The organism is Streptomyces sp. 8L, from assembly GCF_020176795.1.
Taxonomy (GTDB): domain Bacteria; phylum Actinomycetota; class Actinomycetes; order Streptomycetales; family Streptomycetaceae; genus Streptomyces.
In genome coordinates this window covers 1-11,282 of sequence record NZ_JAIUKE010000200.1, presented here as the reverse complement: position 1 = coordinate 11,282, position 11,282 = coordinate 1, and the positions used below count along the sequence as shown (strand labels likewise).

The 11,282-nt window shown below is 72.2% G+C and carries 9 protein-coding genes; 5 read left to right on the top strand and 4 right to left on the bottom strand.

The window, feature by feature from the left end:
- Window positions 1-193 precede the first annotated feature (193 nt).
- Together LCE31_RS18085 and LCE31_RS18080 are read right to left on the bottom strand one after the other, a co-directional pair.
- Entirely contained in the window at window positions 194-979 is a 786-nt protein-coding gene (locus tag LCE31_RS18085; protein ID WP_225015385.1) for a sugar phosphate isomerase/epimerase family protein, read from the bottom strand.
- A gap of 198 nt (window positions 980-1,177) precedes the next feature.
- Window positions 1,178-2,269: a LacI family DNA-binding transcriptional regulator gene (locus LCE31_RS18080; RefSeq protein ID WP_225015382.1), complete on the bottom strand. Its 1,092-nt coding sequence runs from the start codon at window positions 2,267-2,269 to the stop codon at window positions 1,178-1,180.
- Window positions 2,270-2,523: 254 nt separating this feature from the next.
- Between LCE31_RS18080 and LCE31_RS18075 the strand changes: the two genes are divergently transcribed.
- From LCE31_RS18075 to LCE31_RS18065, 3 genes are read left to right on the top strand one after another with little or no spacing between them, the layout of a single operon-like run.
- The gene (locus LCE31_RS18075; RefSeq protein WP_225015380.1) at window positions 2,524-3,675 is read left to right on the top strand and encodes a Gfo/Idh/MocA family protein; all 1,152 of its coding nucleotides are present in this window, start codon (window positions 2,524-2,526) and stop codon (window positions 3,673-3,675) included.
- A complete protein-coding gene (locus LCE31_RS18070) occupies window positions 3,672-4,871 on the top strand; it encodes a dihydrodipicolinate synthase family protein (protein WP_225015378.1) in 1,200 nt (399 codons plus the stop codon). Before LCE31_RS18075 ends, LCE31_RS18070 begins: the two co-directional genes overlap by 4 nt.
- Window positions 4,872-4,915: 44 nt before the next feature.
- A complete protein-coding gene (locus tag LCE31_RS18065) occupies window positions 4,916-5,713 on the top strand; it encodes a sugar phosphate isomerase/epimerase family protein (protein ID WP_225015387.1) in 798 nt (265 codons plus the stop codon).
- Window positions 5,714-5,788: 75 nt separating this feature from the next.
- Here the strand turns inward: LCE31_RS18065 and LCE31_RS18060 are convergent, their stop codons facing one another.
- Together LCE31_RS18060 and LCE31_RS18055 are read right to left on the bottom strand one after the other, a co-directional pair.
- The gene (locus tag LCE31_RS18060) at window positions 5,789-6,550 is read right to left on the bottom strand and encodes an SDR family NAD(P)-dependent oxidoreductase (protein ID WP_225015376.1); all 762 of its coding nucleotides are present in this window, start codon (window positions 6,548-6,550) and stop codon (window positions 5,789-5,791) included.
- A gap of 247 nt (window positions 6,551-6,797) precedes the next feature.
- Window positions 6,798-7,214, bottom strand: coding sequence for an ester cyclase (locus tag LCE31_RS18055; RefSeq protein ID WP_225015375.1), 417 nt, complete (start codon window positions 7,212-7,214; stop codon window positions 6,798-6,800).
- Between the two features lie 205 nt (window positions 7,215-7,419).
- Between LCE31_RS18055 and recD2 the strand changes: the two genes are divergently transcribed.
- Together recD2 and LCE31_RS18045 are read left to right on the top strand one after the other, a co-directional pair.
- Complete coding sequence (gene recD2 / locus LCE31_RS18050; RefSeq protein ID WP_225015373.1) at window positions 7,420-9,666, top strand: SF1B family DNA helicase RecD2; 2,247 nt, start codon at window positions 7,420-7,422, stop codon at window positions 9,664-9,666.
- Between the two features lie 166 nt (window positions 9,667-9,832).
- Window positions 9,833-11,146: a citrate synthase gene (locus tag LCE31_RS18045; RefSeq protein WP_225015371.1), complete on the top strand. Its 1,314-nt coding sequence runs from the start codon at window positions 9,833-9,835 to the stop codon at window positions 11,144-11,146.
- Window positions 11,147-11,282: the final 136 nt, after the last annotated feature.

Sequence of the window (11,282 nt, the reverse complement as noted above, 5' to 3'; positions counted from 1 at the left end):
CCCCCCCCCCCCCCCCCCCCCCCCCCCCCCCCCCCCCCCCCCCCCCCCCCCCCCCCCCCCCCCCCCCCCCCCCGCGCCGCGGCACGCTGGACGCGTTCCGCGAACAGACCGCATACCGGAGGCGTTCCGCGAACACACTGCCCGGCGGACGCGTTCCGCGAACACACCGCGCGGCGGCTCAGTGTCCGAGGGCTCAGTGTCCGAGGAGCCCCTCCAGATGGGCCCGTCCCGGCGCCAGCAGCGGGGGCAGCGCGGCGGCGCCCTCGTACCACCGCTTCTCGTACTCCCAGCACACCCATGTGTCGTCCGACAGTGTGCCGAGGCACTCGCCCAGCGGCAGTACCCCGGCGCCCAGCGCCAGCGGTGTGGTGTCTTCCGCCGAGGCGATGTCCTTGACCTGCACGTACCCGAGGTAGGGGCCCAGTGTCGCGCGCGTCACCTCCGGTGGTTCGCCGCCGAGCCAGGTGTGCATGAGGTCCCACACCACGCCGACCTGCGGATGGCCGACCGCCGCCACCACCCGCTCGGCGTCCACGCCCCTGCGGTGTGAGTCGTGCGTCTCCAGCAGGATGCGCACACCGTGGTCCGCGGCGGCCTCGGCCGCGGCGCCCAGGCGGCGCGCCGCCGTGTCGTCGGCCTCCTGGCCGCCCGTGTCGCCGCCGCCGGGGAAGACTCGTACGTACGAGGCGCCGAGGTCCCGCGCGAGCCGCAGCAGGCCGTCGACCTCGTCCCGGAACGCGCTGTCCGGCACGGTGACATCGGCCGCGCGCGCGTATCCGGCGACCGTGAGGATCTCCACCCCGGCGCGCGCGAACTCCTTGACCACAGAGGCGCGTTCGGCCGCACCGAGGCCCGGGTGCACGGGTTCCTCGGGGTGGCCGCGCAGTTCGACGCCCTGGTAGCCGGCCGACACCGCCAGTTCGGCCACCTCGGGGATCGGCATGCCGGGTACGCCCAGGGTCGAGAAGGCGAGCTTCACGAGTGTGTTCCTCTCAGTCGTCGGCCACGGTTTCGGCCACTTGCCGCTTGCCGGCGGTCACCGGCCACGAGCCACCGGCCACGAGCCACCTGCCGCCGCCCATCGGCTGCCGGCCGCATCCGGCCTGTCCAGGACCCGCACGCACAGCCTGCCCGGACCGGCCCCGGGGAATCGTCCGCCCCGGGGAACCGTCGCCCGTCAGCTTCTCGGCGGCGCGGTCGACGCGCGCGCCATCAGCTCCGCCGCGATCGTCGCGATCCCGCCGGGCGGCGGCGCCTCCGTGCCCATCGCCAGCCGGCCGGCCCGCGCGCCCGCCTCCTGGAGCGGCAGCCGTACGGTCGTCAGCGCGGGCACCGCGTCCACCGAGAAGGGCAGGTCGTCGAAGCCCGCGACCGACACGTCCTGCGGGATGCGCAGGCCCTGGTCGCGCACCGCCGCGCAGGCGCCGAGCGCCACCGTGTCGTTCGCCGCCACGAGGGCGGTCAGGCCGGGCTCCCTGCGCAGCAGTTCGAGCGTCGCCTCGTAACCCGATCGCCGCGTGTAGGGGCCGTGCAGCGTCAACGGCCCCCGGCCGGACCCGTCGTCGGCGCCGGGCACGCCCGCGGCCCGCAGCGCGTCCCTGTGGCCCTCAAGGCGGTGGCGCGTCGTCGTGCGCTCCAGAGGCCCGGCCACGTACCCGATCGTGCGGTGCCCGAGCGCCAGCAGGTGCTCCGTCAGGCGCCGCCCGCCACCGCGGTTGTCGAAGGCGAGCGCGGCGATGGCGGCCTCGCCCTCGGGGAGCGGCGGGCGCCCGCACAGCACCACGCGCGTGCCCGCCTCCACCAGGCGTCCGAGCTTCGCCGTCATGGCCGCGCTGTGGTCCGGGTCCTCCAGCGCGCCGCCGGTGAGGATCACCGCCGCCGCGCGCTGGCGCTGGAGCAGTGTCAGGTACGTCAGTTCGCGTTCGGGCGACCCGCCGGTGTTGCACACGACGGCCAGCTTCTGGCTCCCCGCACGTCCGGGGCCCGCCCCGCCGCCCGGGTCCTGGCCGCCGATCTCGCTCTGCGCCGCCCCGGCCATGATCCCGAAGAACGGGTCCGCGATGTCGTTGACGAGGATGCCCACCAGGTCGGAGGTGGCGGCGGCGAGCGAGCTCGCGGGGCCGTTGAGCACGTAGTCGAGCTCGTCGACGGCGCGCAGCACGCGGTCCCTGGTGGCCGCGGCCACCGGGTAGTTGCCGTTCAGTACGCGGGAGACGGTGGCGGGTGACACCCGGGCGCGGGCCGCCACATCCGCCAGGGTGACTGTCATCGCTTTCCTCCGCTTGCTCGTACGTGGTCCGCGGGCATGGTTCCCGCCGCTGCCGATTGTGGTCGATCGGCGCGCGGCGCCTGCGACCGGCTGCCTCCCCGCCGGCCCGCGGGACCGGTCGGGACAGGGGCAAACGGGGGCCGATCGGCCACCCGGTGGCGCCCGATCGCGGTCCCGCTCTTGTCCGGACCCGCGCCGCAGGTTAGTTTCATAGCTGTAGAAAGCGCTTGCTAGTGCGGTATGGAGGGAACTTCGTGGGACGCAGAACAGTCCGGATCGCCATGAACGGCGTCACGGGACGGATGGGATACCGGCAGCACCTGCTGCGTTCCGTCCTCGCCATCCGGGAACAGGGCGGGCTGGACCTGGCGGGCGGCGACACGCTGTGGCCCGAGCCGGTCCTCGTCGGGCGGCGCGAGCACGCCCTTGAGGACATCGCCCGCCGCCACGGCCTGACCGAGTGGTCCACGGACCTCGACACGGTCCTCGCGGACGACTCCGTCGAGATCTACTTCGACGCCCAGGTGACCTCCGCGCGTGTCGAGTCCGTCAAGAAGGCGATCGCGGCGGGCAAGCACATCTACATCGAGAAGCCCACCGCGACGGACCTCGAAGGCGCGCTGGACCTCGCACGCCTCGCCGACCGCGCGGGCGTCAAGCACGGTGTGGTCCAGGACAAGATCTTCCTGCCGGGCCTGCTGAAGCTGAAGCGCCTCATCGACGGCGGCTTCTTCGGCCGGATTCTGTCGATCCGGGGCGAGTTCGGGTATTGGGTCTTCGAGGGCGACTGGCAGGAGGCCCAGCGGCCGTCGTGGAACTACCGGGCGCAGGACGGCGGCGGCATCACCGTCGACATGTTCCCGCACTGGGAGTACGTCCTGCACGACCTGTTCGGCCGGGTCACCGCCGTCCAGGCGCACGTCACCACGCACATCCCGCAGCGGGTGGACGAGCGGGGCAGGACGTACGAGGCGACCGCCGACGACGCGGCGTACGGCATCTTCCAGCTGGAGGGCGGCGCGGTGGCCCAGATCAACTCGTCCTGGGCGGTGCGGGTCAACCGCGACGAGCTGGTCGAGTTCCAGGTCGACGGCACGCACGGCTCGGCCGTCGCGGGCCTGCGCAACTGCCGTGCACAGCACCGGAGTACGACACCGAAGCCGGTGTGGAACCCCGATCTGCCCGCCACCTACGCGTTCCGCGAGCAGTGGCAGGAGGTCCCCGACAACACGGAGTTCGACAACGGCTTCAAGGCGGAGTGGGAGCTGTTCCTGCGCCATGTGGCGCTGGACGAGCCGTTCGCCTGGGACCTGCTGGCGGGGGCGCGCGGTGTGCAGCTCGCCGAACTGGGCCTGAGGTCGCACGCGGAGGGCCGCCGCCTCGACGTTCCGGAGCTGACGCTGTGAGCCCTACGTCCCTGCGGCTGCCGGACGCGGGCGGCGGCGTGCGCACGTACACCCACCGCACCGCGCCCGCCGACTTCCTCACCTCCGGGAGCGGCGGCGGCGCCGCGGGCGCCGGGGCCCCGCCCGCCGTCTCCCGTACGGTCTTCTCGGCGGCGCACGTCGTCGCCGACCCCCGCGCCGACACCACCCCCGATGCGCCCGCGGCCCTCGACTGGGACGCGACGCTCGCCTTCCGCCGCCATCTGTGGGCGCGGGGCCTCGGCGTCGCGGAGGCCATGGACACCGCACAGCGCGGCATGGGGCTCGACTGGGCGGGCGCCGCCGAGCTGATCCGCAGGTCGGCCGCCGAGGCGGAGGCCGTCGGCGGGCGCATCGCCTGCGGCGTCGGCACCGACCAACTGGCTCCGGGGGAGCACTCGCTGGCCGAGGTGACGGCCGCGTACGAGGAGCAGCTCGCCCTTGTCGAGGAGACCGGCGCGCAGGCGATCCTGATGGCGTCCCGCGCGCTCGCGGCGGCGGCCGGCGGCCCCGACGCCTATCTGGAGACGTACGCGCACCTGCTGCGGCAGGCGGACCGGCCGGTGATCCTGCACTGGCTCGGCCCGATGTTCGACCCGGCGCTCGAAGGCTACTGGGGCAGCGGCGACCTCGACACGGCCACCAGCACGTTCCTCCAGGTCATCGCCGACCACCCGGACAAGGTCGACGGCATCAAGATCTCGCTCCTCGACGCGGAGCGCGAGATCGACGTGCGCCGCCGCCTGCCGGAGGGCGTGCGCTGCTACACCGGCGACGACTTCAACTACCCCGAGCTGATCGCGGGCGACGAACGCGGCTTCAGCCACGCGCTGCTGGGCGTCTTCGACCCGCTGGCACCGCTGGCGGCGGCGGCGCTGCGGGTGCTCGACACGGGCGATGTGAAGGGTTTCCGGGAGCTGCTCGACCCGAGTGTGGAGCTGTCGCGGCACCTGTTCCAGGCACCGACCCGCTTCTACAAGACCGGTGTGGTGTTCCTGGCCTGGCTGGCAGGGCACCAGGACCACTTCGCGATGGTGGGCCACCAGCAGGCGGCCCGCTCCCTGCCGCACCTGGCGCGCGCGTACGAACTCGCAGACACACTCGGCCTGTTCCCCGACCCGTCGTCGGCCGCCGCCCGCATGCGGAGCCTGCTGCACGTCTACGGGGTGGCCCAGTGAGCGAACGAGTCGCGGGCGACCTGAGCCGCTTCAGCATCAACCAGATGACCGTCAAACAGCTGTCCCTGCCCGAACTGGCCGACGCCTGCGTGCGGTTCGGCATCGGAGGCGTCGGCCTGTGGCGCGCGCCGGTCCAGGAGTACGGGCTCGGCGCCGCCGCGGAGCTCGTACGGGACGCAGGGCTGCGCGTCACCACCCTGTGCCGGGGCGGCTTCCTCACCGCCGCAGAACCGGACGCCCGCGCCGCGGCCCTCGACGACAACCGGGCCGCCGTCGACGAGTGCGTGGCGCTCGGCACCGACACACTGGTCCTGGTCTCGGGCGGACTGCCGCCCGGCGAGAGGGACTTGGGCGCCGCGCGGGAACGCATCGCGGACGCGCTCGGCGAACTCGCCCCGTACGCGGGGGAGCGGGGCGTACGGCTCGCGATCGAGCCGCTGCACCCGATGTTCGCGTCCGACCGGTGTGTCGTCTCGACACTCGACCAGGCGCTCGCGCTCGCCGAGCGGTTCCCCGCCGAGCAGGTGGGTGTGGTCGTGGACACGTACCACATCTGGTGGGACGACCGCGCGCCCACGGCGGCGGCGCGCGCGGGCGCGCTGGGCCGGATCTGCTCCTTCCAGCTGGCCGACTGGGTCACCCCGCTGCCCGCGGGCGTCCTCAACGGCCGCGGGCTCATCGGCGACGGGTCGGTGGATCTGCGGAAGTGGCGGGAACGCGTGGACGCGACCGGGTTCACCGGCCCGATCGAGGTGGAGCTGTTCAACGACGACCTGTGGGCGCGGGACGGCGAGGAGCTCCTGCGCGACGTCGCGGAGCGCTACGTACGGCACGTCCTGTAGGACGTCCGCCCGGAACACGCCGGCCGGGGGCGGGGACATCCCCCCGGCCCCCGTTCCGCGGCGTGGCCCCCGCTCTCAGGCGCCGGTCCTGGTCGCCCCGCCGTCCACGTGGAGGATCTGGCCGGTGATGAAGCCGGCCCGGTCGGAGACCAGGAAGCCGAGGGCGTCGCCCAGGTCGTCGGGGACCGAGGCGCGTTTGACCGTCTGCGTCGACACGGTGCGGGCGATGACGTCCTCGGCGGTCGGTCCGCCGCCGCGGGCGCGCCCCATGAAGCCCTCGGTGGGTACGACGCTGGGCGCGATCGCGTTGACGGTGATCCCGCTGTCCCCCAGCTCGTTGGCGAGGGCCCGGGTCAGGGCGTGCACACTCCCCTTGCTGGTCAGGTACGCGAGGTCGCGGACCGGAAGCAGTGTGACACCGGAACCGGTGTTGACGATGCGCCCCCACCCGGCCGCTCTCATGCCGGGGGAGAGTGCCTGGGCGAACAGCAGCACGGCCTCGACATTGACGGCTTGGACCTTCCGCCACAACTCGACGGTCATGCCGGCGAGTTCGGTGCGCGGAAAGATCGCCGCGTTGTTGACCAGGATGTCGCAGCGGCCGAAACGCTCGATGACGGTGTCGGCGGCGGCACGGATCTGCTCGGGCCGGCCGACGTCACAGACGAGCCCCATCTTGACCCCGTCGCCCGGGAGTTCCGCGAGGTTGTCCGCCGGGGCGATGTCGACCGCCACGACATGGGCGCCGTCGGCGGCGAGCCGCCGGCAGTACGCGTGGCCGATTCCCCGCGCGGCCCCGGTGACCAGCGCGGTCTTTCCTGCGAGTGCGAGTGCCATGCCTTCTCCAGCTGAGTCCGGGGTGTTCTCGTGTGCGGGCCGGGGCTGGGTCCGTGATGCCTTGACGTGGGGTGCCGGGTCTCCTGGACCCGCGGCGTGCGGTGCGCCAGGAGGTGGCGGTGCCTGGCCCGCGGCGTGCGGTGCCGGGTCTCCTGGGCCCGCGACGTGCGCTGCCGGGTCCTGGGCCCGTGGCGCCACGGCGTGCGGTGCGTCACGGCGTGGCGGTGCCTGACCTGAGCGGGCGGTGTCACGGGGAGAACGTGAGCCCCAGCTGGCCGGCGAGGCCGAAGTAGTCCTCCAGGTGCCAGCTCTGGACGATCCGGCCGTCCACGACCCGGTGGAAGTCCGCCGCCCTGAACTCGACCTCGCGCCCCGACCCCGGAACACCCAGCAACTCGCCCCGGTGGACGCCTCGGGCCACCGCGCGCACCGCCACCCGGTCCCCGGCCGCGACGACGTCCTCGATGGTGACGCTGAGGTCGGCGAACACACCGCGCAGGTGCGTGATGCCCGCCTTCCAGCCGTCGGGCCCGGGGCCGGTCCGCATGGCCGGAATCGCTTCCCAGTCCTGTGCCAGTGCCTCGTCGACCAGGGCCAGGTCGCCGGTGCCCAGTGCTTCGTAGAAACGCCGGACCGCGGCCTCTGCCGTGCTGTGCGTGGTCATGTGCCATCTCCTCGGTTGATCCCTCGTGATGTAAACTCTACCGTACCGTTTACTTTTTGCAAGGCCGGTCGGGAACGCGGATCGCGGCCGGGGCGCGGGGAGTTGCGCCCGCCGGGCTGTCGGTGACACGGCGTCGGTCCGGCGGGTTCTCCGGGTTGTCCACAGGCCCGGCGGAGCGCGGGCGACGGGGGATAACGTCGGGGACATGTCCAGCCGTACGCCTCAGCAGGCCACGCAGCCCCGCCCCCTCGCCGTACTCGAAGCCGTGCTCGAACGGATCACGTACGCCAACGAGGACACGGGGTACACGGTCGCGCGCGTCGATACCGGGCGCGGCGGTGACCTGCTGACCGTCGTGGGCGCGCTGCTCGGCGCCCAGCCCGGCGAGTCCCTGCGCATGGAGGGGCACTGGGGCTCCCACCCCCAGTACGGCAAGCAGTTCACCGTCGACAACTACCGGGTCACGCTGCCCGCCACGATCCAGGGCATCCGCCGCTATCTCGGCTCCGGCCTCGTCAAGGGCATCGGCCCCGTCTTCGCCGACCGCATCGTCACCCACTTCGGTCTCGACACCCTGGACGTCATCGAACAGGAGCCGGGCCGCCTGATCGAGGTGCCGGGGCTCGGCCCCAAGCGGACCAGGAAGATCACGGCCGCCTGGGAGGAGCAGAAGGCCATCAAGGAGGTCATGGTCTTCCTCCAGGGGGTCGGTGTCTCCACGTCCATCGCCGTGCGCATCTACAAGAAGTACGGGGACGCGTCGATCTCCGTCGTCCGGCACGAGCCGTACCGCCTCGCGGCCGACGTCTGGGGCATCGGCTTCCTCACCGCCGACAAGATCGCCCAGTCCGTCGGCATACCGCACGACAGCCCGGAGCGCGTCAAGGCCGGTCTCCAGTACGCGCTGTCGCAGTCCACCGACCAGGGGCACTGCTTCCTGCCCGAGGACCAGCTGATCGCCGACGGGGTGAAGCTGCTCCAGGTCGACACGGGCCTGGTCATCGAGTGCCTCGCCGAACTCGCCGCCGACGAGGAGGGCGTCGTGCGGGAACGGGTGCCGGGACCCGGCGGGGAGGAGGTCACGGCGGTCTACCTCGTCCCGTTCCACCGCGCGGAGCTGTCCCTCGCGGGCCGGCTGCGCCGCCTGCTGCGCGCGGACGAGGACCGGATGCCCGCCTTCCGGGACGTCGCGTGGGACAGGGCCCTGCACTGGCTCGCGGGGCGTACGGGAGCCTCGCTGGCCCCGGAGCAGGAGCAGGCGGTCCGGCTCGCGCTCACCGAGAAGGTCGCCGTGCTCACCGGCGGCCCCGGCTGCGGAAAGTCCTTCACGGTCCGCTCGATCGTCGAGCTCGCGCGGGCCAAGAAGGCGACGGTGGTGCTCGCCGCGCCGACCGGGCGCGCCGCCAAGCGGCTCGCCGAGCTGACCGGCGCGGAGGCGTCCACCGTGCACCGGCTGCTCGAACTCAAGCCGGGCGGCGACGCCGCGTACGACGCGGACCGCCCGCTCGACGCCGACCTGGTCGTGGTGGACGAGGCGTCGATGCTGGACCTGCTGCTGGCCAACAAGCTGGTGAAGGCGGTTCCGCCGGGCGCCCACCTGCTCCTCGTCGGGGACGTGGACCAGCTGCCGTCCGTCGGCGCGGGCGAGGTCCTGCGGGACCTGCTCGCCGAGGGCGGCCCGGTGCCCCGCGTCCGGCTCACGCGGATCTTCCGGCAGGCCCAGAAGTCGGGGGTGGTCACCAACGCGCACCGGATCAACGAGGGCCTTCCGCCCGTGACGCGGGGGCTCGGTGACTTCTTCCTGTTCGTGGAGGAGGAGACGGAGGACGCGGGGCGCCTGACGGTGGACGTGGCGGCGCGCCGCATCCCCGCGAAGTTCGGGCTCGACCCGCGCAGGGACATCCAGGTGCTCGCCCCCATGCACCGGGGGCCCGCGGGCGCCGGCGTGCTCAACGGCCTGCTCCAGCAGGCGATCACGCCGGCCCGGCCCGACCTGCCGGAGAAGCGGATCGGCGGCCGGGTCTTCCGGGTCGGCGACAAGGTCACCCAGATCAGGAACAACTACGAGAAGGGGGAGAACGGCGTCTTCAACGGCACGGTCGGGGTCGTCACGGCCATCGACCAGGACGACCAGCGGCTGACCGTGCTGACCGACGAGGACGAGGAAGTGCCCTACGACTTCGACGAGCTGGACGAGCTGTCCCACGCGTACGCGGTCACGATCCACCGGTCGCAGGGCAGCGAGTACCCCGCGGTCGTCATCCCCGTCACCAGGAGCGCGTGGATGATGCTCCAGCGCAATCTGCTCTACACGGCGGTCACGCGCGCGAAGAAACTGGTCGTCCTCGTCGGCTCCCGGCAGGCGGTGGCCCAGGCCGTGCGGTCCGTCTCCGCCGGTCGCAGGTTCACGGCGCTCGACCACCGCCTCGGAGCCCGGGCCGTCGGGGTATGAAACATCACGTAGGACTTCCGGAACCAGGGCGAAGGGGGCAGGATGAGGAAGTTGGCGGCACTGAGTGCCGCCAATGAGCCCAATGGTCGACCCCGAGTGCACCTTCCTGCGCCAAATGGGGGATGGTAGGGACATCAGGGCACCTCGAAGAAGAGGCACTACGTCGGTGAGGGATGACGTGAGCGACAAACGCGACAACGACGCGGTAGTACTGCGGTACGGCGATGGCGAGTACACCTACCCGGTGATCGACAGCACCGTCGGTGACAAGGGCTTCGACATCGGCAAGCTCCGCAACCAGACCGGTCTGGTGACCCTGGACAGCGGTTACGGCAATACCGCCGCCTACCAGTCCGGGATCACCTATCTGGACGGCGAGCAGGGCATCCTGCGATACCGCGGCTACCCCATCGAGCAGCTGGCCGAGCGGTCCAGCTTCGTCGAGGTGGCCTACCTGCTGATCAACGGTGAACTGCCGACCGTGGACGAGCTCGCCGCGTTCAAGAGCGAGATCACCCGGCACACCCTGCTCCACGAGGATGTCAAGCGGTTCTACGACGGCTTCCCCAAGGACGCCCACCCGATGGCGATGCTGTCCTCCGTGGTCAGCGCGCTGTCGACGTTCTACCAGGACAGCCACAACCCGTTCGACGAGCGCCAGCGCGACCTGTCGACGATCCGGCTGCTCGCCAAGCTGCCGACGATCGCCGCCTACGCCTACAAGAAGTCGGTCGGCCACCCGTTCGTCTACCCGCGCAACGACCTCGGGTACGTCGAGAACTTCCTGCGGATGACCTTCTCCGTCCCGGCCCAGGAGTACGACCTCGACCCGGTCGTCGTCTCCGCGCTGGACAAGCTGTTCATCCTGCACGCGGACCACGAGCAGAACTGCTCGACGTCCACCGTGCGCCTCGTCGGCTCCTCGCAGGCGAACATGTTCGCCTCGATCTCCGCGGGCATCAACGCCCTGTGGGGTCCCCTGCACGGCGGCGCCAACGCGTCCGTGCTGGAGATGCTGGAAGGCATCAGGGCCAGCGGCAGCGACGTCGACACCTTCATCCGCAAGGTGAAGAACAAGGAAGACGGCGTCAAGCTGATGGGCTTCGGCCACCGCGTCTACAAGAACTTCGACCCCCGGGCGAAGATCATCAAGGCGGCGGCGCACGATGTCCTCTCGGCGCTCGGCAAGTCCGACGAGCTGCTCGACATCGCGCTCAAGCTGGAGGAGCACGCGCTCGCCGACGACTACTTCGTCGAGCGCAAGCTCTACCCGAACGTGGACTTCTACACGGGCCTGATCTACCGCGCCATGGGCTTCCCGACCGAGATGTTCACGGTGCTCTTCGCGATCGGCCGGCTGCCCGGCTGGATCGCCCAGTGGACCGAGATGATCAAGGAGCCCGGCTCCCGCATCGGCCGTCCGCGCCAGATCTACACGGGCGAGGTCGAGCGCGACTTCGTGCCGGTCGAGGCCCGCTGACCGGAGTCCGGCGACCGGGTCCGCCCGTGTGCCGCCGGGTGCCGTGTGCGCCCGGCGGTCCAGGACAGCGAAAAGCGGGCCCCCCCCCCCCCCCCCCCCCGGGGGGGGGGGGGGGGGGGGGGGGGTGGACCCCGCG